Here is a 19,496-nt window from a genome sequence, read left to right as displayed (position 1 = left end):
GCTAACGGTGATGCCGGCGAACTGCCTGCCTACACCCTGGTCAACGCCCGCATCGGCCGCGATATCAGCCTCAGCGACGATACTCTCTTGAACGTTGGTCTCTCGGCCACCAACCTGCTCGATGATGATGCCTACTTCCGTGGCACCGACGTCAGCCCGGTGGGACGCGTTCCGATGCCGGGTCGTGCCTATATGCTGGAGGCGCGTCTCGAATTCTGATTAATGGGCCATGATAACCAGCCTATTACCCATGGCGGTCTTCGGACCGCCATCTTCATGATGAACTAGCCTGTCCAAGCGCGGCATTTTAGAGTCCTGAATGCATTGAAACCTGAATTCAAGCAATAAGCGCAGCACCTGCGGTATCCAGGGCTCCTGAGTTTCCCCCAGAAACACCTGCCCGGTGTCCGATAGCCGAGCCGTTTTCGAGGGCGGTCATTCAGCTTCCTGACCACCCTGCGCAACTCGGCGTCGGTGACCTGGCGGAAGTCCGTTCCCTTGGGAAAGTACTGCCGTATCAGGCCATTCGTGTTCTCGTTGGTCCCACGCTGCCCGGAGCAGTATGGATCACAGAAGTACGTTGCCGCCGTCTCTGACCGGCTCACCCAACCTGGCCATGGTCACTGAGATCGACCTCGAGCGAGCGGTGGAGGAGTTCCGACTGCAGAATCTGATCTTCCGCGCGGCTCGCAAGCTCTACCTGCAGAACCAGGCCACCTTCGGTGGCGACAAGCAGTACCTCGCGGTGCAACTCATCCGGCTGGTCGAACAGTTCCTGGAAAGCCGAAAGCTGGATATCCCCAGCCTCTGGCACCAGGACCCGGTGCGTCGCCGGCTGCTCTTCGCCTTCAACATGGATACCGTGGTGGCGCACGTCAGTCGCCACGTCACCGAGCAGAACGTGGAGCGTCAGGATCTGATCTTCGAGGAGCACCAGCCCATCGGGGCCACCGCCTACATGCGGCCCTGGCTCACCACCAAGCCATGTGCCCCGACCGAGCGTTCTCAGATCAGCCACGTCGTCTACGACAGCGCCTGGGAGAAGATGGTCGCCGACGTCTGCGAGGACCACCCCGGCATTGCTGCCTGGGCCAAGAACGACCACCTCGACTTCAAGGTGCGCTACCTGTGGAGGGGCTCCTCCCGCAACTTCGTGCCCGACTACCTGCTCCGGCTAGGACCCTGGTGCTCGAGGTGAAGGGCCAGGACAGCCAGCAGAACGTCGAGAAGCGCACCGCCATGGAGACCTTGGTGAAGGCCGTCAACGAGCAGGGCGGCTTCGGCCAGTGGGCCTTCGACACCGTGTTCGAGCCATCTCAGACACGCGACGTCATCGAAGGGCATCTATGATGGGGAGCCGTACGGGCTGGACTAAACCAGCTTGAACGGCTCGGTATCGAGCAAAAACTCATAGTCGCTTAGCACTCACCTCCACGTAGGCATCGCCCAGCCCCGCTCACGCGCAATGCCGGCGAGTACCGGATCTGGGTGGATGGCGTGCGGCCTTTCCACCGCCTCGAGAAGCGGCAGGTCGTTGCGGGAATCGGAGTAGCCCCAAGTTTCCGCCGGTTGCTCATCCCCCAGCCACTCCTTGAGTGCGTGAAGCTTGCCTTCCTTGAAGGTGCGGGTACCGCGCGCCTGGCCGGTATAGCGACCGGCTTGCTCCTCGAGCTCTGTTGCCAGTGCCGCATCGCAGCCTAAGCGCCTGGCGAGCGGCACCACCAGCTGGGCGGTCGAGGCGGAGATGACGACGGTGGTATGCCCCTGCTTGCGATGCCATGCCACCTGCGTCAGGCCTCCCGGGAACAGTCGGGGCATGATGCAACTATCCAGGAAGACCTCGACCTGCTCAGCCACTTCCTGGACCTTGCGTCCTGCCAAGGGGGCGAGCAGAAAGGCCAGGTGCGCCTCCATATCCAGGGTGCCTGCCGCGTAGTCGGCCATATGATGATCCCAGGTGCGGCGATACTCGGCGGCATCGGGGATCCAGCCCTGTTCGATCAGCCACTCATTCCAAAACCCGGTGATGTCCCCATCGAGCAGGGTGTCATCCAAATCGAACAGTGCCAGACGCATTGCCCTGCGAGACATACTCACTCCTCGAGCTCCTGAACCTCATCGAGGTCGACGAACACCAGCACCTCGCTCTCTTCCGCCAGCAGATGGCGGCTGCCTCGGTTGAGGGCATCAACAGAGAGCTCAACCCCGGCACACTCCACCGCATAGCGTACGATGTTGCCCAGCAGCTGACGACGGCGGATCACCCCTCGGCAGCCAGGGCCTGCGTGGGTTGGCACTTCACCGCCTTGCGAGACCTCTGACACCGACTGCAAGTAGATGGCCTCGGGCCTCAACGCCACGCGCGCCGCCCTGCTCACTGTGCCGAGCAGCGCATGCGCCTGATGACCCGACAGCACGTTGTAGTGCCCCATGAAACCAGCGGCCTGATGACTGCGGGGCCGTGTGTACAGTGCTTCGGCATCCCCTTGCTGCAGGATACGTCCGTCATGCATCAGGAAGATGCGGTCGGACATCATCAGCGCCTCTTCCTGGTCGTGGGTCACGAACAGCGTCGTCAGGCCCAGCGTCTTCTGAATGTCGCGCAGCTGCTGACGCAGGTGACGGCGGATGCGTGCATCCAGCGCCGACAGCGGCTCATCCATCAGCAGGATACAGGGCTCCACGACCAGCGCGCGTGCCAGCGCCACCCGCTGGCACTGCCCTCCGGAGAGTTGATGCGGAAACTTGTCGGCATGCTCGCGCAGCTCGACCAGGCGCAGCACCTCGTCCACACGGCGGCGGCGCTCCTCCTGGGGCACCTTCTGCATACGAAGCCCGAAGGCGACGTTGTCGGTGACTCGCATATTGGGGAACAGCGCATAGTGCTGGAATACCATGCCGACGCCGCGCTGCTGGGGAGGGAGTGACGTGATCTCCTCACCACCCACCATGATGCGGCCTTCATCGAGCGTGTTCAGACCGGCGATGGCCCTCAGCAGGGTCGACTTCCCGCAGCCGGAGGGGCCCAGCAGCGTGACGAACTCGCCCTTGGCGATCACGGCATCGATCTGGGAAAACACCTGAGTCTCGCCGAAGCGCTTGGCCAAGCTCTCGAGACGCAGATAGTCGGGCGACGCAGGGGCTGTGTCGCCCTGCAGCCTTGCCGGCGCATCGGCCACAGTGTCGCGGCGATCGAGCGTCGGGAGGTGGTCGCGGGCATAGGGTGCGGCGGTCAAGGTTGTCATGCGTTGGCATCCTTGGCGATGGCGTGGCCGGCCTGGCGGTTCCCCAGCCAGGTCAGCAACAGGGTGAACAGGAAGAGCGTGATCACCAGCGCGCTGGTGAAGTGACCGCTGGCCCCACGCATGTTGTTGAGATAGACCTGCAGGGTCTCGAAGCGGGTACCCACCAGCATGTTGGCGAAGACGAACTCGCCCACCAGGAAGGAGAAGGAAAGGAAGATGGCGACCTGAACGCCGATGCGGATATTGGGCAGGATCACCAGGAAGAAGGCCTTGAAAGGCGTCGCGCCAAGCAGCTGAGCGGCATCCATCAATGATTTCACATCGATGGTACGCAAGCTGTTGGCAACGGACCGGTAGACGAAGGGAAGCGTGATCGTCACGTAGGTGAAGATCAGGATCCAGGGGGAGCCCACCAGCGGCAGCGGGCCACCGGCATAGAGCTGCAGCAGACCTACCGAGGAGACCACCGGCGGTACGGCAAAGGGCACCAGTACCAGCCCGTTCATCCAGGCATCCAGCCGCGGATAGCGGGTATGCGCCAGGAAGGCCACCGGCACGACCAGTACCAGGCTCAACACGAGAGCTCCCAGGGTCACCAGCATGGAGCGAGCGAACGCCAGCTGGAAACGCGGCGTGCTCCACAGCTCCAGGAACCACTTGAGGGTCAGCCCGTCCGGCAGCAGCGTGGCGCCCCAGCTGGTAGCCAGCGCATACCCCAGAGTCGCCGCCAGAGGCAGTGCCAGCAGGGTAAAGACGCCCCCCACCACCAGGGCATGAATAGATGGACGCGGTAAGCGAAGCGTCGGCAGGGCCGGTGCCTTGGGCCGCGACAGGGTGAGATCAGCGTTCTGCGACATGATGGCTCCTGCGTAACAGCCACTGCTGGATCAGGGTGACCATGGCCAACAGGCCCACCAGGATCAGCGCCAGGGCGCTGGCCAGGTTGGGCTGCAGGAACAGGTCGCCCGACACCAGGTTGGCGATACGGATGGTCATGAGGTTGTAGCTGGTGTTGACCAGGGCGTAGACGGTGGCATAGGCGCCCATGGCATTGGCGATCAGGATGGTGAAGGTCCCGGCCAACGCCGGCCGGAGCACCGGCAGGCCGATGTGGCACCAATAGGCGACTCGCCCAGCGCCCAGCAGGCTGGCAGCGTCACGCCAGTCGGCGCGCAGCCCCGCGAAGGCGGGAAACAGCAGCAGCATGCCCAGCGGAATCTGGAACCAGGTGTAGATGACGATCAGGCCGGTGCGTGAGTAGAGCGAGAAGTCATCGATCAGCCCCACACGCTGCAGGGCCAAGGTCAGCACTCCGTTGGCCCCCATCAGGATGATGAAGGCGAAGGCCAGCGGCACCCCGGCAAAGTTACTGGTCATGTTGGTGAAGGCGATCATCCAGCGACGCAGCGGGCCATTGGTACGGGTCAGGCTGTGGCACGCCAGAACGGCTATGATGAGCCCCAGCAGACTGGAGACCAGGGAGATCTCGAGGCTGCGCCAGATCGCCTGGCGAAAGAAGGGTGACGTGGCGATCTCCTGAAAGTGCCCCAGCCCCCACCTTCCCTCGACCTGGAAGGCGCTGACGGCGATCCAGCCCAGAGGCGCCATCTGGAAGGCGACGAAGACCAGCGCGAAAGGCATCAGCCACAGCCAGGCAGGCAGCAGGCGCTTCACGACGCGTCCCTCCCCCTGATCAGCAGCTCAGGGTGAGAAGGCTTGTCGTGCTGTAGGCCCAGCAGGCTGGCAAGTGTGCCGCACAGCCGCGGCTGCTGGAGGGTGATCGCTGCATCATGGGCAAACGCCTCGCCGAACAGCCACAGAGGCACCCGGCGTTCCTCTTCCAGCAGGCCCGAGTGGGAGCCGTCGGCATTCATCCCATGGTCGGCGGTCACCATGACCTGGTAACCCTCAGCCAGCCAGGCCGGCAGGTAATCGGCCAGAGCGATATCGGCTCGCCGCGCGGCGTTGCGGTACTGGGGCGACTCCCCGCCATGACGGTGGCCGGCATCATCGACATTCATGCTGTGTACCAGCAGGAAGTCAGGGTCGCTCAGACGGCGTAGCGCCTCGGCATCACTGAAGAGGTGGTCATCGGGATAGTGATCCTGCCAGTAGAACAGCCCGGCCTGAATGGCACTTTCGGGATCCTGATGGAAACGATGGCGTGCCGGCACGAAGGGGGCTTCCAGATAGAGCTCGCTGACCCAGTGATAGGCCGCCGCGGCGGTCCGTCGCCCCTGGCGAACCGCCAGATCGAACAGGCTGGTGCCGGTGGAACGGCGTACCACCTGGTTATGCACCACACCGGAGTCCACCGGGCGGTCCCCCGTCAGCAGGCACTCGTAGAGCGGACGCGACATGGCGGGCAGTTCACAATCCAGTGTGTGGTAACTGCCACGGCCCGCCTCACACAGCGCATGCAGGTGGCCCATGGCGTGCTGACCCACGGCATGGTTGAGGCCATCTAGCACCACGAGGATGACGCGATGAGACATGCAAACCTCCTTGCCGCCTCACGGGGAGGCGGCAATCGATGAGAGAGCGGAAGGGTTACTGCTGGTGCATCAGTACCTGGGACTGCCACTGGCGCGGCAACTGGCGGGCACTCTGTTCCCAGGCGTCGAAATCTTCCACCGGCCGGGCATTGGCGTATTGCTCGTTGGGCAGCAGCTTGGCGGCGATCTCCTCGGGGAGGGTCAGGTGCTGGGCGCGGATCGGCCGGGCATAGCCCTCTGCCAGGTTGAACTGGCCCTCATCGGAAAGGATGAACTCGCGTGCCAGCTTGGCGGCGTTGGGGTGCGGGGCATGCTTGTTGATGATGGTGGCATAGCCGGAGGTGACCGAGGCATCAGAGGGGATCACCACCTCGAAGGCGTCACGATCGATCTGGTCGCGATAGTTGAGGGCGTTGAAGTCCCACAGCAGCGCCACCTCGACCTCGCCTTTCTCGAGGTTGGCGATGCTGGGATCGGCCAGCGAAAGACGCCCTTGGCGTGCCAGCTCGGCAAACAGCTCCAGCCCCGGGGTCAGATCGCTTTCATCGCCACCATTGGCAAAGGCCGCCGCCAGCACGGAGCTATTGGCCTGAGCCGCCTGGCCCACGGCGCCTAATGACACGCTGTACTCTCCCTCGGCCAGGTCGGCGAAGCTGCGCGGACGCTCCTCTTCCGGTACCAGCTGCTTGTTGGTCATAAAGGCGATGGTGCCGGTATAGCCGAGCATCCAGTGGCCGTCGTCGTCCTTGGCCCAGTCCGGGATCTCGTCCCAGGTGGTGGGCTTGTAGGGCTGAGTGACGCCCTCCGCCACGGCGATCGGGCCAAAGCTGATGCCCACGTCACCGATGTCGGCGGTCGCGTTCTCGCCTTCCGCCTTGAACTTGGCGATCTCCTCGGCGGAGCTCATGTCCGTATCCATGTGCTCCAGGCCGTAATGCTCCTTGAGATCCGCCCAGGTGTCCTTCCAGTTAGCCCAGGTATCCGGCATGCCGACGCTGTCGACACGGCCCTCCTCCTGGGCGGCAGCGATCAGATCTGACAGATCGGAGGAAGCCTGCGCCTGGCCGGCGAACAGCGTGGTGCCCAGTGCAGCGGTCAGAGTGAGGCGAAGCAGCGTCGAACGTGTCGGATTCGCGGTGTGGCTCCATGCAGGTGGTCAGGATGAAACCGCCATCTGGTCTAGTTCAGAAGCGGCTGACAGGAGGCACACTAGGCCGACAAGGTGACAGTGGCGTGTCGGTAACATGGCAAAGGGATTGCGTGCCGCCGCTCTCGACACACATTGGCATCATTGGTATTCCGTGGAACTGCTGTCATCGTGACGACATGGAAATTTCGCTAGGCTGACACGCAGCATGCCGTTTATAACGGAACGACAACTGAACTAGACCAGACACGAGACACCATTGACCACGATGCCACCGCCCTCTCCGACGTCAGCACCTAGCCACCATCCACCCAGCCTGACACCACCGGCGAATCGACTGCGCCATGCGCTGCTCGACATGCTGGCCGACAAGGCCGTCGGTCACGGAGCGCGGCTACCTTCGGAACGGCAGATGATGGCGAGCTTCGGTACTACCCGCATTACCCTGCGAGAAGCTCTGACGCAGCTGGAAGCCGAAGGGCGCATCTATCGGGAGAATCGTCGTGGTTGGTTCGTCTCGCCACCACGCCTGCGCTATGACCTGCTCGCCTGCCTGCCTTTCCGGGAGATGGTGGAGTCTCAGCAGCGCCGGGCAGAGACCTACGTACTGGAGGCAACCCAGCGCCCAGCGTCTACCAGAATCGCTGCCCGCTTGGGGATCATGGAGGGCACACCGGTCTACCATATCGTCAGAGCCCGTCACGTCGATGGCCGCCCCGTGCTGTATGTGGAGCACCACCTGCGTACGGATTGCTTCCCGGGGATTCTCGACCACGACCTCGAGACCCGCTCGCTGACCGAGCTCTATCGCAGCCACTACGGCATACGCGTCAGTCGCGTGAGCTTCGAGCTCTGCTCCACGGTGCTGGATGAGCGAGCCGCCGATGCTCTACGCGCCGCTGCAGGCGGACCTGCTCAGCGTGTGACACGTATCAACTGCGATCAGAACGGGCGGGCCATCGATTGCGATGATGAGCTCTGGCGGCACGATGCCATCGAGCTCACGCTATCGGCAGCATCGCAAAATGGTAGTTAAAATCCCGCATTAACTTTACAAAACATAGAGGAAAGAAAGTAGCTTAATCGAGAAAGGATGAAACCCCATAAATCCAAGCACCACAAAACTCGCCACTCCAAATTTTTAAAAAATCATTATTAAATATCATGCAGCCCTAACTGGATCAACAGTTAGGGCTGTTCACATCATCGTCGGTGGATCACACGCGACGGCGGTGGAGGTAGGGACGGCTAATGCTGGGATACCCCTGGTGTGTTTGTCACATGACGAAAGCTGCGATACCCATCGACAGTGGGATGGCAATCACCATCGTCAGCGCGGTTCTGACTGCCCAGACTACCGTCAGTCCGTAGAAGGAAATCGGGATATTGGTCGCCATGATGCAGGGGATGGAGGCAGAGACGAAAAGAATAGAAGAAATGGCCGTGATGCCTGCCACCAGCTTCGAGACAACATCCGCTTCCGCCATGATCAATGCCGGAAGGAACATTTCTGAATAGCTGGTAGACACTGCAGAAGAGAGTTCCAGCCCATTGTCCATACCAAAGAGAAGCGTGATGGGATAGAAGATATACCCGATGTAGTCAAAGGCCGGCGTGTACTTTTCAATCAGCAGACTGATCGTACCAACCGAGAGGATAGTGGGAAGAATGGTCATCGTCATCACGATGCCATCCTTCAGGTTGTCCTTAACCAGGTTGAGGAAACTCTTCGGACTGTTGGCGACCCCAATGGCCTCCGCCACTGCCGTTGCCACGCGATTTCCCTTGTCCGGTGTCGCTTCTCGATTCGAGGCGTGATCATCCATGCTGGAGATGGGAGGAATTCGTGCACTGATAGCCGTTACCACAACAGTAGTGAACAACGTTGCCAGGAAGAACACTACCCAGATATCCATCAGCCCCAGTGTTCTGGCCACGATCACCATGAAGGCGACGGATACCGTGGAGAACCCCGTCGCAATAATGGCAGCCTCCTTCGCGGAGTACTCCCCGCTGAGGTAGGCCTTGTTGGTAATCAGGAGCCCAACGGCAAAACTGGTGATGAATGACGCCACCGCATCGATCGCAGACCGGCCGGGCACCTTGAATGCCAAGCGCATGAAGGGCTGAGTCAAGGTGCCGACCAGCTCCACCAGGCCATAGTTGACCAGGAGCGGCATGAAGATCGCACCAATTGGCACCAGGATACCGACCGGAATGACCAGGGCTTTCCAGAGAAACTCCAGCATGAAGGGTTCATAGAGCGCTGCAGGGCCAGCCTTGAAGATGACCATACCGGCCAGCACCAGGCCGATGAACTTGAAGAGCGTGAACACGATACTGCCAAAGCCCTGTCGCCAGAACTTCTGCATGATGGGTAATGCCGAGCCACCAATAATAAGCAACAGCGCATACCACTGGCTGTTCTCACCTAGCAGGTTCTCACACCAGATCACAAGGTGGTCGAGAAGAATGGTGTTCTTATCGGCTATTGTTATCGGAACGAAGAACACCATGATCCCAAGGAAGCTCGGAATCGCCACCCTCAAGATTTCTGAAAGTGAATGTTTTCTTTTGGCATTGTTTTCAACAGCGCTATTTTCCATTTCCCGCATCCTCTGAGCCTAGGATGATGACGGGGGAGTAGGCCTCCCCCATCAGCCAGTTTTCAAGGGCGACCTTCAAGACCATCTGCCTCATCCTCAGAGGCTTTCGGAATCTTCATCTCGAAGCGATTGTCTACCACCGTATAATCGTGATAGCCCATGCGCGCGATGGGTCGGGCTTTCATGATGTCGATCTTGCCCTCTTCGGTGATGAACTCATCCTTGACGTGAATCTTCACGACTTCCGCAAAGACAATGTCGATGGTACCCACGTTCGAGTTGCCCTTGAGGCGGTGCGTCGAGATGTACTTGCACTCGAAATGACAAGGACTATCCGCCACCATCGGCACATCGGACAGGTCTGCCTTGACCGTTTTCAATCCAGCGAGCCCGATTTCACTTTCACCATACGGCACCGCCATCGCGGACGTGTTCATGGCGTCCTTGAGGTCAAAGGTCACCATGTTCCAAACGAACCAGCCGGTCTTCTCTGCATTGATGACCGTATCTTTGCGCCGGCCATCGGGATACTGGTTGGCGGCAAACATCACCATCGGCGGATCAAATGTCAGGTTCTGCCATTGACTGTAAGGCGCCAGGTTCTCGACCCCATCCGGGCTGATAGAAGAGAGCCAGCCGATCGGGCGCGGAACGGTACAGCTCTTGAAGGGTGAGTAAGGCAGCGGGCACTTCTCACTGTTAGGCATATATTTCATGTCATGTCCTCTTTATCGTTGGAATTAGGCCGTTCACTTGATCATCGGCAGGTCGAGGCCGTTTTCACGGGCACAGTTCTTGGCAATCTCGTAGCCGGCATCGGCGTGACGCATGACACCGGTACCCGGATCGTTGCGCAGCACCCGGCCCACGCGAGCATGGGCATCATCGGTGCCGTCGCAGACGATCACCACGCCGGAGTGCTGGGAGTAGCCCATGCCTACGCCGCCGCCATGGTGCAGCGACACCCAGGTAGCGCCACCGGCGGTGTTGAGCAGGGCGTTGAGCAGCGGCCAGTCGGACACGGCATCGGAGCCGTCCTGCATCGCTTCGGTCTCGCGGTTGGGGCTAGCCACCGAGCCGGAGTCCAGGTGATCGCGCCCGATCACAACCGGGGCCTTGAGCTCACCGTTCTTGACCATCTCGTTGAAGGCCTGACCCAGGCGGGCGCGGTCCTTGAGGCCGACCCAGCAGATGCGCGCCGGCAGGCCCTGGAAGCTGATGCGCTCGCGTGCCATGTCAAGCCAGTTGTGCAGGTGCGGGTCGTCGGGGATCAGTTCCTTGACCTTCTGGTCGGTCTTGTAGATGTCCTCGGGGTCACCGGAGAGCGCCGCCCAGCGGAACGGGCCGATGCCCTGGCAGAACAGCGGGCGGATGTAGGCCGGCACGAAGCCCGGGAAGTCGAAGGCATTCTCGACGCCCTCTTCCATCGCCATCTGGCGGATGTTGTTGCCATAGTCGAAGGTGGGCACGCCCATCTTCTGGAAGTCGAGCATCGCCTGAACATGCACCGCCATGGACTGCTTGGCGGCCTTGACGGTGGCCTCGGGCTGTGACTTGCCACGAGCCACATACTCCTCCCAGGTCCAGCCCTGGGGCAGATAGCCATGCAGGGGGTCGTGGGCGCTGGTCTGGTCGGTGACCATATCGGGCTTGACTCCGCGCTTGACCAGCTCGGGCAGCACGTCGGCCGCGTTGGCGCACAGGCCGATGGAGATCGCCTTGCCCTCGACGGTGTAGCGCTCGATACGTTTGAGTGCGTCATCCAGGTCCTCGGCCTGCTCGTCGAGGTAGCGAGTGCGCAGGCGGAAATCGAGGCTCGACTGCTGGCATTCGATATTGAGCGAGCAGGCACCGGCCAGGGTGGCGGCCAGCGGCTGGGCACCGCCCATGCCACCGAGACCGGCGGTCAGGATCCAGCGTCCCTTGAGCTCGCCGTCATAGTGCTGGCGACCCGCCTCGACGAAGGTCTCGTAGGTGCCCTGCACGATGCCCTGGGAGCCGATGTAGATCCACGAGCCGGCGGTCATCTGGCCGTACATCATCAGGCCCTTGCGATCCAGCTCGTTGAAGTGCTCCCAGTTGGCCCAGGCCGGCACCAGGTTGGAATTGGCGATCAGCACGCGCGGCGCGTCCTTGTGGGTCTCGAAGACGCCCACCGGCTTGCCGGACTGCACCAGCAGGGTCTGGGTATCCTCCAGGCGCTGCAGGGTCTCGACGATCTTGTCGTAGCACTCCCAGTCGCGAGCGGCGCGGCCGATGCCGCCATACACCACCAGGTCCTCGGGGCGCTCGGCCACGTCGGGGTGCAGGTTGTTCATCAGCATGCGCAGCGGGGCCTCGGTGAGCCAGCTCTTGCAGCTGCGCTCAGTACCGGTGGGCGCGGCGATCTTGCGGGAGGGGTCGTGACGCTTGTCTTGCTGGGTCATGGCGTGTTGCCTCAAAAGTCTTGATGAGTTGTCGTGGTCGTGGAGCCGTCGGCTCTCAGTCATTCAGGGTCAGCAGATGCACCAGGCGAGCGGCCGCCCTGGCGGTGCGGCCGTCGATATCACGGCCGGGATTGAGCTCCGCCAGGTCGGCCAGGCGCAGCTTGCCGCTATCTCGAATGGCCTCGATCAGCGGCTCGATCAGGGCGAGCGACACACCACGGGCGGCCGGGGCACTCACCCCGGGAGCCTCCGCGGCAGGCAGCACGTCCAGATCGATGGTCAGGTAGAGGTGGTCGCAGTGATCAGCGAATGTCTTTACGTCCTGCAAAAGAGCGGTAAGTCGCGTGGCATCAAACTCCCGGTCTTCTCGCACCATGACGTTCAGCTGGGCAGCGCGCTGGAAAAGCGCCCGAGTGTTGGCAGCTCGGCTGACGCCCAGACAGGCGTACTGAAACGGCCAGCTACGCTGAGCACAGTCGTTGGCAATTTGGGCAAACGGCGTGCCTGATGAGCGCACATAGCTCGGATTGCGCAGATCGAAATGGGCATCCAGGTTGATGATGCCGACGCGCGGTGCCTGCTCATCGCTGGCTGCCAGGTATTGGGCAAGCCCCGACCAGCTCGCATAGGCCACCTCATGACCGCCACCCAGCACGATGGGCAGGTGTCCCTCGCCTAGCAGCGGAGCGAGTCGGTCTGCCAGTTCCTGTTGAGCCTCTTCCATGGCGTCGCCTTCACAGCGCACGTCTCCGGCGTCATAGGCAGGCCCCTGTCGGTGCCAGGCCAGCGGCGCCAGGGCGCGACGCAGTGCGGCAGGGCCATCGGCGGCACCCACACGACCCTGGTTGCGCGCCACACCAGCATCACAGGCGAAGCCCAGCAAGGCACAGCCAGGGATGGCACCCTCGGCCAGCGGTTGAATCTTCTGGTGCCAGCGCTCGCTGTCGGGCTCGGGGTCGGTCCGCCCCTGCCACAGGGTGCGGTCGAATTCCTGGTGAAGCGCGGTATCAGACGGCATGGGTCAACTCCCCCTGAAACAGGCGCTGACGCAGACGACCGGGCTGGACGGCATAAGCCAGTGCGGCCGGGGTGTCGATATTCCAGACACACAGGTCGGCGGCGGCCCCTTCCCGGATCCGCCCTTCTCCGTTGAGTCCGAGGGCCATCGCGCCATGGGCGGTCATGCCGGCCAGGGCCTCCTGGGGCGTCAGGCGGAACAGGGTGCAGGCCAGGTTCAACATCAAGGTGGGCATGAACAGCGGGGAGCTGCCCGGGTTGGCGTCGGTTGCTACGGCCATGGGCACGCCGGCCTCGCGCAGAGCCGCGATGGGCGGCTGCTGCGTCTCGCGCAGGGTGTGGAAAGCCCCCGGCAGGATCACGGCGACACTACCGGCCTTGCGCATGGCGGCGATCCCGGCGTCATCGAGGAATTCGATATGATCGGCGGAGAGTGCCCCGTGACGGGCCGCCATCGCGGTGCCCCCCAGGTTGGAGAGCTGCTCGGCGTGGGCCTTGATCGGCAGGCCATGCGCTTCGGCGGCCTCGAAGACCCGCTCGCACTGTGCCACCGAGAAGGCGATCTTCTCGCAGAACACATCGACGGCATCGGCAAGGCCTTCCTGGGCGGCGGCCGGGATCATCTCCTGGCACACCAGGTCGATATAGCCGTCGCTGTCATCCTTGAACTCGGGCGGCAGCGCATGGGCGCCCAGCAGTGTGGTCACCACCCGCACCGGAAGCACCTCGCCGAGGCGACGCGCCACGCGCAGCATCTTCAGCTCGTCCTCGACCGTCAGGCCGTAGCCGGACTTGATCTCCAGGGTGGTGACGCCATCGGCGATCAGTGCCTCGAGACGCGGCCGTGCCAGCTCGAGCAGCTCGTCTTCCGTGGCTTCCCGGGTGGCCGTCACGGTGCTCAGGATGCCGCCGCCACGCCGGGCGATCTCCTCGTAGCTGACCCCTTCCAGGCGCGCCTCGAACTCGTCGGCACGGGAGCCGCCGAACACCAGGTGGGTATGGCAATCCACCAGGCCGGGGGTCATCACGCCACCGCGGCCCATGTCATGGCAGCCTTCCGCCAGCCCTTCCTCGAACGCCCGCATCGGCACAAGCTTGGCAACCCGCGCCCCTTCGGTGATGACGGCCATGGGCTCGGGCAGGGTACGCAGCCCGTCGAAGACGTGGATATCGCGCCACAGGCGACGCTTGGTGGTGGTGTTCGACATGGAGGCCTCCTCCAGGGTGGCTCAGCGGATACAGACGCAATGTATATACAAATAAGCCTACCCCCCTGGAGCTCGTCAAGCCGCCTTGACAAGAAACAGTGGGTGACAAGGCACACGCTTCAAGAGGGCTGAAAAACACAATAAAACCATAGAATCAAGTAAATAGGAGGAAGTCCGGCTCCAGATTACTGCCATTTCGCGCTGAAACATTCGACCAATGTCTAGTCCGATCGGCTAGGCGGGAACACGCGGTTGGCGTACCTTATTGTATATACATATCGAGGCAGGATGCCTATCCCGATCCAGTCACCGCACGGCACAAGACACGAGGCGTGCCCATGAATCGCCAAGACCCCCAGGCTCGGCAACCTGTCGCTGCCGCCACCCTGCTCAAGCTGTTCCTGCCCAGTACGCTGGGCATCCTGATCTTCTTCGTACCCATCGAGATCGCCGGTAAGCGCACCATCCCCCTGGACCATATGGTGACCGGCGCGCGCGCACTGCTGGGGGACGCCAGCGGGCTCTATGCCCTGGCGCTGATCGTTGCCGGCGCGGCCTATCCGATCATCCGCGGTTACTGGAACCGCAGCCTGACCGAGCGCATCTTCACAGTGTTGAAGATTGCCGGTGTTGTCGCCGCGGTGATGGCACTGACCGGCTGGGGGCCAGCCTTCCTGCATGCACCGGACATGCTGCCCTTCCTGTTCGACAAGCTGGTGATCCCGGTAGGACTGATCGTGCCGATCGGCGCCATCTTCCTGGCACTACTGATCAGCTACGGCCTTCTGGAACTGATCGGTGTGCTGGTGCAGCCGGTGATGCGCCCCATCTGGCGCACACCAGGGCGCTCGGCCATCGACGCGGTGGCCTCCTTCGTGGGCAGCTACTCCATCGGATTGCTGATCACCAACCGGGTCTATCAGGCCGGCCAGTACTCGGCGCGAGAGGCAGCCATCATCGCCACCGGCTTCTCCACCGTCTCGGCCACCTTCATGATCATCGTGGCCAAGACCCTCGACCTGATGGCCGTGTGGAACCTCTACTTCTGGCTCACACTGCTGATCACCTTCATCGTCACCGCGGTGACCGTGCGACTGCCGCCGCTCTCGCGGATGGACGACAGTGCCGAGGATGGCGAGCCGGAGGCGGTGCCAGGCAAGCGGCTTAGGACTGCCTGGCAGATCGGGCTGGACGTGGCCGAGAAGGCCCCGAGCCTGCACCGCAGTGTGGCACTCAACTTCAAGGAAGGGCTGGTGATGGCGATCAGCATCCTGCCGTCGATCATGTCGGTGGGGCTGCTGGGCCTGCTGGCTGCCAAGTACACGCCGCTGTTCGAGTGGCTGGGCTGGCTCTTCTACCCCTTCGTGGCGGTGTGGGGCGTGGCGGATGCCGCCGCCCTGGCGCAAGCCTCCGCCGCCGGACTTGCCGAGATGTTCCTGCCGGCGCTGCTGATGGCTGAGGCCGAGTTCGCGGCTCGCTTCGCCGCGGGCGTGGTGTCAGTATCCGCCGTGCTGTTCTTCTCAGCCTCGATCCCATGCATCCTCTCCACCAGTATTCCGTTATCGGTGGGTCGAATGCTGGTGGTGTGGTTCATCCGCGTGGCCCTTAGCCTGCTGCTGGCGGTGCCGACTGGCTACCTGGTGCAGGCATTGGCTGGCTGACACTGCCGTCAAGCTCGCATACGCAAACGGCCGGGAATCCCCGGCCGTTTTCGTTGGTAAAGAACGAAGGGGCGCTCATGTCGCCTCGCGATGCATCGAGGAGCGCAGCTTGTAGCGCTCCCCGGGATGAAGCAGTCGGGCATAGCTGATCAGTTGCTCGCCTGACCAGGTGCGCCGAATCATGCTCAGGCAGGGGCTCGCCGTATCGATGGCCAGCCACTCGGCCGCCTGGTGGTCGGGCAGGACCGCCTCGACGATGTGCTCCACGTCAGTGATGGGGCAGGCGGCCACCAGCACCTCGTTGGGCGTGTGGCGGGAGAAGTCGGTGTCGAGATAATCCAGCACCCAGCGCGGATTGACGAAACGCCTCTCGAGCTGGATCGGCACATCATTCTCGAGGTGAAGGATCAGGGTGTGGAAGACTCGGCTGCCGAGCCGCACCCCAAGACGCAGCGCGACCTCGTCATCGGCCTCGATGGCCTCACAGGTCAGCACCTGGTTGCCATACCGATGGCCCCGAGATCTCACCTCCTCCGCGATGTTATACACCTCGACCAGGGACGACTCGGCCTTGCGGTCGGTGACGAAGGTGCCAAGCCCTGGCTGGCGTGTCAGATAGCCCTTCTGAACAAGGTCGCGAATCGCCTTGTTGGCGGTCATGCGGCTGACCTGGAAGTCCCTGGCCAGCTGCTCCTCCGGAGGGATCTGGTGGTGGGCTGGCCACTCACCGCTGGTGATCCTGTCCAGCAGGTGCTGCTGTATCTGCAGATAGAGAGGTGGCGTGCTAGCCATGGGGGCATCCTTGGAAGAGAATATTGTATATACAATTACACTATACATGTCGCAGAAAGGCTATCCAGCTCTAGTCTCCCAGAAGCTGAAGAAGCGACAAGTTCTGCAGCAACCCTTTGCCCTTTCCTTTGCTGTTCTCACTCTGCTCAGCTTTTCCGGGCAAGCCCCTTCCCCTTGACATCCCCTTCCCTTCCACCTTTCCGCCCTTTTGGCATTTCCACCATTTGCTGATGTAATACCGCTAGGTGTGTAAACCCATCAGGTTGTTCACGGAAAGGCCCAGCCGGCTAACCGGGGGATGGTAATCCAGGCTGGCATGCGGCCGATGCCAATTGTACTGATGAAGCCAGGCGAGCAGATGCTGGCCGCGCTGCTCCGAACTCTCGTAGGACCGTGCATAAGCCCACTCGCGCAGGGCGGTCTGAATGAACCGCTCTGCCTTGCCATTGGTGCGAGGCGTATAGGGTCGAGTGCGCTTTCGCTTCAGCCCCAGACGCCGGCACAGGCGGTGAAATGCCCGGGAGCGGTAACAGGCGCCGTTGTCGGTCAGCACGCGGGTGAAGCGGATACCCAGCCCCCGATAATAGCGCACGGCCTCCAATAGCGCGTAACACGCGCTCCAGCCGGTTTCATTGGGGTAGCGGGTGCCGAAGGCCACACGAGAGTGATCGTCGATCGCGATGTGGACGTACTCCCACCCCGCGCCACGCGTGGCCTGTTGGCGATCGCCGGTGACCCGATGTCCCGGGCGTGCGAAGCGGCCGAGCTTCTTGATGTCCAGGTGCAGGAGGTCTCCCGGCGCATCATGTTCGTAGCGGTTGTCGGGCCGGGCGGGCGCGAGGGCTGCCAATCTGTTCAGCCCCTTGCGTGCGAGGAGCCGCGCGACCGTGCTGTGTCCAATGCCCAACCGCTGAGCGATCTGGCGATAGGTCTGGCGCTGCCGGCGCCGCTCAATGAGCTGCTCGCGGACCTCGCCAGAGACCGCATGAGGGCAACGCCGTGGGCGGGACGAACGGTTCTGCAGCCCGCTATCGCCTTCCTCCCGGTAGCGGCGTACCCACTTATAAACCGTCCTCACGCTGATGCCTTGGGCCTGGGCGACCTCTTCTGGCCGGAGTCCTTCCTCGATGACTCGGTGCACTAACAGGGCTCGACCATACGGGGTGAGACGGGCATTCTTGTGAGTGTTCATCCGGGCCTCCTGGAGAGGTTGGTTGGTTCGCATCTCCAGTCTTCCGGGTAGGCTCCGGATGAACAACCTACCGAGAGATCACAGCTAGGCCGACCATCGAGGCGCTTGACAGAGTTAGGTGCAGCAGCAAAAATATACGCAGACTACGTACACTTATATGAAAGCAACCTTTGTCGAGCTGCCAGCCTTCGAGAGACATCGCTCCAGCCACTTCGACGACGCTGCGTTTCGTGCCTTCCAGAACTTCTTGCTCAGGAACCCAGCTGCGGGAGATGTCATCCAGGGCACAGGAGGGCTGCGCAAGGTACGGTTCAGCGACCCCAAGCGGCAGAAGGGCAAACGGGGCGGTGTTCGCATCATCTACTACTGGTGGCTGGGTGGCTCCCAGTTCTGGCTTTTCACCCTGTATGACAAGGATTCACAGGATGACCTGACGCCATCCCAGCGTAAGACCCTGAAACAGCTGCTGGATGCGGAGCTCAACGCGAGGACATGACCATGGGCCGTAACATCTTTGACGAGCTCGTCGAGGGCTTTGATGCTCTGGCGGATGAGCGCAAAGGCAAACGCACGCTGCGCTCTCACTCCGTAGCACTGGAGGAAGTGCCCGATATCACGGCCGGGGAGCTCATCGCGCTACGCGAGAAGCTGCATATGTCTCGCCCGGTGTTCGCCATGTACCTGCGTACCAACCCCAGGACACTGGAGAACTGGGAGCAAGGGCGCGCCAAGCCCAATGCTCAGGCCAAGACCCTGATTCGGCTCGTGCAGCGGTACCCTGAGACCATCGAGCATCTCGCATCCCTCGGCTGACCCCGGTGGTGCTTCCCTCATGCTGGGTCTATGCTAGAGAGCTGATGTACCGAGGGAGGGAAATCCATGGTGCTGAAATCACTTCTGGCACGAGCCATCGCAGCTGGAAAGCAGGCTCACCGTCAGGGACAGCAGGCCGGCTGGTCCGATGGCTGGCATACCCAGGCGAGCACGGCAGAGTCGCTACGCTTGCTGCGCGACTCCGCCACTGGCGTGGCCAAGTCCACTGCCCAAACGGCCACCACCCAGGAGGGGTGGCGGCGCATCGCCCGGGGAGCCGGCAAGGTGGCTGGCGGAGCGGTGGTGGTGGCTGGCAGTGTGGCTCAGGGGATGCTCCACCACTCCTCCCAGCCGCCAGCGGAAAATGATCAGGACCAGGATCTTGGCTGGGGGGACTTTGGCAGCGGCTACGGCTACTACGGCAAAGACGGTAACAGAATGGATTGAGGATAGGCTTCATCGTGCCGACTGAGCCTTATCTCCGCCCTTTTCGCCTGCACCTTGAGCTTTCTTGCCCCCGCCATCTCCAATGCTGTTCGATATCGCACCGCCAGCCTTCAAGCCTGCCCAAGTCAGCACTCCCATCCAGATCGTCGGCAGCACCAGAAACATCATTCCCTCCACGAACTGCAGCACCATGCGGTCGTATAGGTTATTGGCGGCGGAGAGCCAGCTCAGCTTGGCGGCATCGCTGCGGTAGAGCAGATCCACCAGGTTGGCATTGATCCAGCGGGCGAGCTCCCACCAGAAGGTCAGGAACCACATGGCGAAGAGCCCGAAGGTGGCCATCCCGGCGACCTTGAAGCTGTAGCTGGAGAGTAAGCGGCCATTCCGGCGCGTCGTTTCTCTAAGTGGCCTGACCCCCTACGCTGATCCCGTCATTCACCGACGGAG

The 19,496-nt window shown here is 62.2% G+C and carries 20 protein-coding genes and 3 pseudogenes; 8 read left to right on the top strand and 15 right to left on the bottom strand.

Annotated elements, in window-relative coordinates:
- Positions 1–219 (top strand): annotated as a pseudogene (locus SCI24_RS15990) (TonB-dependent siderophore receptor); the annotation flags it as partial.
- Positions 220–395: 176 nt separating this feature from the next.
- Here SCI24_RS15990 and SCI24_RS15985 read toward each other — a convergent pair.
- Positions 396–578, bottom strand: a pseudogene (locus SCI24_RS15985) (IS30 family transposase); the annotation flags it as partial.
- 2 nt (positions 579–580) lie between these two features.
- On the opposite strand from SCI24_RS15985, the gene SCI24_RS15980 reads away from it, so the two are divergent.
- Together SCI24_RS15980 and SCI24_RS15975 are read left to right on the top strand one after the other, a co-directional pair.
- On the top strand, positions 581–1,198 hold the full coding sequence (locus SCI24_RS15980) for a hypothetical protein (protein ID WP_318726322.1): 618 nt from the start codon (positions 581–583) through the stop codon (positions 1,196–1,198).
- Positions 1,186–1,350 carry a hypothetical protein gene (locus SCI24_RS15975; protein WP_318726321.1) on the top strand — a complete coding sequence of 55 codons (165 nt, stop codon included), beginning with the start codon at positions 1,186–1,188 and terminating at the stop codon, positions 1,348–1,350. The genes SCI24_RS15980 and SCI24_RS15975 overlap by 13 nt, the downstream gene beginning before the upstream one ends.
- Positions 1,351–1,425: 75 nt before the next feature.
- Here the strand turns inward: SCI24_RS15975 and SCI24_RS15970 are convergent, their stop codons facing one another.
- The 6 genes from SCI24_RS15970 to SCI24_RS15945 are packed head-to-tail and all read right to left on the bottom strand — an operon-like array spanning position 1,426 to position 6,728.
- Positions 1,426–2,076, bottom strand: a complete 651-nt coding sequence (locus tag SCI24_RS15970) for an HAD family hydrolase (protein ID WP_318726320.1) — start codon at positions 2,074–2,076, stop codon at positions 1,426–1,428.
- 17 nt (positions 2,077–2,093) lie between these two features.
- Positions 2,094–3,236, bottom strand: a complete 1,143-nt coding sequence (locus SCI24_RS15965; RefSeq protein ID WP_318726319.1) for an ABC transporter ATP-binding protein — start codon at positions 3,234–3,236, stop codon at positions 2,094–2,096.
- A gap of 5 nt (positions 3,237–3,241) precedes the next feature.
- Entirely contained in the window at positions 3,242–4,102 is an 861-nt protein-coding gene (locus SCI24_RS15960; protein ID WP_318726318.1) for an ABC transporter permease, read from the bottom strand.
- Positions 4,086–4,919: an ABC transporter permease gene (locus tag SCI24_RS15955; protein ID WP_318726317.1), complete on the bottom strand. Its 834-nt coding sequence runs from the start codon at positions 4,917–4,919 to the stop codon at positions 4,086–4,088. Before SCI24_RS15955 ends, SCI24_RS15960 begins: the two co-directional genes overlap by 17 nt.
- Positions 4,916–5,740, bottom strand: coding sequence for an alkaline phosphatase family protein (locus SCI24_RS15950; protein ID WP_318726316.1), 825 nt, complete (start codon positions 5,738–5,740; stop codon positions 4,916–4,918). The genes SCI24_RS15955 and SCI24_RS15950 overlap by 4 nt, the downstream gene beginning before the upstream one ends.
- A gap of 55 nt (positions 5,741–5,795) precedes the next feature.
- Complete coding sequence (locus tag SCI24_RS15945; RefSeq protein WP_318726315.1) at positions 5,796–6,728, bottom strand: ABC transporter substrate-binding protein; 933 nt, start codon at positions 6,726–6,728, stop codon at positions 5,796–5,798.
- Between the two features lie 427 nt (positions 6,729–7,155).
- Here SCI24_RS15945 and SCI24_RS15940 point away from each other — a divergent pair, with 427 nt between their 5' ends.
- Positions 7,156–7,923 (top strand): UTRA domain-containing protein, encoded by a 768-nt coding sequence (locus tag SCI24_RS15940; protein ID WP_318726323.1) that lies wholly within the window; start codon positions 7,156–7,158, stop codon positions 7,921–7,923.
- Between the two features lie 241 nt (positions 7,924–8,164).
- Here the strand turns inward: SCI24_RS15940 and SCI24_RS15935 are convergent, their stop codons facing one another.
- The 5 genes from SCI24_RS15935 to hutI all read right to left on the bottom strand — a co-directional run bounded on the left by SCI24_RS15935 (position 8,165) and on the right by hutI (position 14,144).
- A complete protein-coding gene (locus SCI24_RS15935; RefSeq protein WP_318726314.1) occupies positions 8,165–9,493 on the bottom strand; it encodes a YjiH family protein in 1,329 nt (442 codons plus the stop codon).
- A 62-nt stretch (positions 9,494–9,555) separates the two neighbouring features.
- A complete protein-coding gene (locus tag SCI24_RS15930) occupies positions 9,556–10,209 on the bottom strand; it encodes a flavin reductase family protein (RefSeq protein ID WP_161422265.1) in 654 nt (217 codons plus the stop codon).
- A 33-nt stretch (positions 10,210–10,242) separates the two neighbouring features.
- The gene (gene hutU, locus SCI24_RS15925; RefSeq protein ID WP_318726313.1) at positions 10,243–11,919 is read right to left on the bottom strand and encodes a urocanate hydratase; all 1,677 of its coding nucleotides are present in this window, start codon (positions 11,917–11,919) and stop codon (positions 10,243–10,245) included.
- A 55-nt stretch (positions 11,920–11,974) separates the two neighbouring features.
- Complete coding sequence (gene hutG / locus SCI24_RS15920) at positions 11,975–12,937, bottom strand: formimidoylglutamase (RefSeq protein WP_318726312.1); 963 nt, start codon at positions 12,935–12,937, stop codon at positions 11,975–11,977.
- Positions 12,927–14,144, bottom strand: a complete 1,218-nt coding sequence (gene hutI, locus SCI24_RS15915) for an imidazolonepropionase (RefSeq protein ID WP_318726311.1) — start codon at positions 14,142–14,144, stop codon at positions 12,927–12,929. The genes hutG and hutI overlap by 11 nt, the downstream gene beginning before the upstream one ends.
- 338 nt (positions 14,145–14,482) lie before the next feature.
- On the opposite strand from hutI, the gene SCI24_RS15910 reads away from it, so the two are divergent.
- Positions 14,483–15,805 (top strand): YjiH family protein, encoded by a 1,323-nt coding sequence (locus SCI24_RS15910; RefSeq protein ID WP_318726310.1) that lies wholly within the window; start codon positions 14,483–14,485, stop codon positions 15,803–15,805.
- 75 nt (positions 15,806–15,880) lie between these two features.
- Here SCI24_RS15910 and hutC read toward each other — a convergent pair whose 3' ends face one another.
- Both hutC and SCI24_RS15900 read right to left on the bottom strand, forming a co-directional pair.
- Positions 15,881–16,597, bottom strand: coding sequence for a histidine utilization repressor (gene hutC / locus SCI24_RS15905; RefSeq protein ID WP_318726309.1), 717 nt, complete (start codon positions 16,595–16,597; stop codon positions 15,881–15,883).
- A 241-nt stretch (positions 16,598–16,838) separates the two neighbouring features.
- Positions 16,839–17,789 carry an IS481 family transposase gene (locus SCI24_RS15900; RefSeq protein WP_318726308.1) on the bottom strand — a complete coding sequence of 317 codons (951 nt, stop codon included), beginning with the start codon at positions 17,787–17,789 and terminating at the stop codon, positions 16,839–16,841.
- Between the two features lie 157 nt (positions 17,790–17,946).
- Here SCI24_RS15900 and SCI24_RS15895 point away from each other — a divergent pair, with 157 nt between their 5' ends.
- The 3 genes from SCI24_RS15895 to SCI24_RS15885 all read left to right on the top strand — a co-directional run bounded on the left by SCI24_RS15895 (position 17,947) and on the right by SCI24_RS15885 (position 19,049).
- Positions 17,947–18,285 (top strand): toxin, encoded by a 339-nt coding sequence (locus tag SCI24_RS15895; RefSeq protein WP_318726307.1) that lies wholly within the window; start codon positions 17,947–17,949, stop codon positions 18,283–18,285.
- A gap of 2 nt (positions 18,286–18,287) precedes the next feature.
- A complete protein-coding gene (locus SCI24_RS15890) occupies positions 18,288–18,602 on the top strand; it encodes a transcriptional regulator (protein ID WP_318726306.1) in 315 nt (104 codons plus the stop codon).
- Positions 18,603–18,668: 66 nt separating this feature from the next.
- On the top strand, positions 18,669–19,049 hold the full coding sequence (locus SCI24_RS15885) for a hypothetical protein (protein WP_318726305.1): 381 nt from the start codon (positions 18,669–18,671) through the stop codon (positions 19,047–19,049).
- Between the two features lie 9 nt (positions 19,050–19,058).
- On the opposite strand, the pseudogene SCI24_RS15880 reads toward SCI24_RS15885, so the two are convergent.
- A pseudogene (locus SCI24_RS15880) lies at positions 19,059–19,409 on the bottom strand (conjugal transfer protein TraG N-terminal domain-containing protein); the annotation flags it as partial.
- Positions 19,410–19,496 lie beyond the last annotated feature (87 nt).

The organism is Halomonas sp., from assembly GCF_033549285.1.
Taxonomy (GTDB): domain Bacteria; phylum Pseudomonadota; class Gammaproteobacteria; order Pseudomonadales; family Halomonadaceae; genus Halomonas.
The sequence above is the reverse complement of the archived record's forward strand: the minus strand, read 5'-3'. Positions and strand labels throughout refer to the sequence as shown.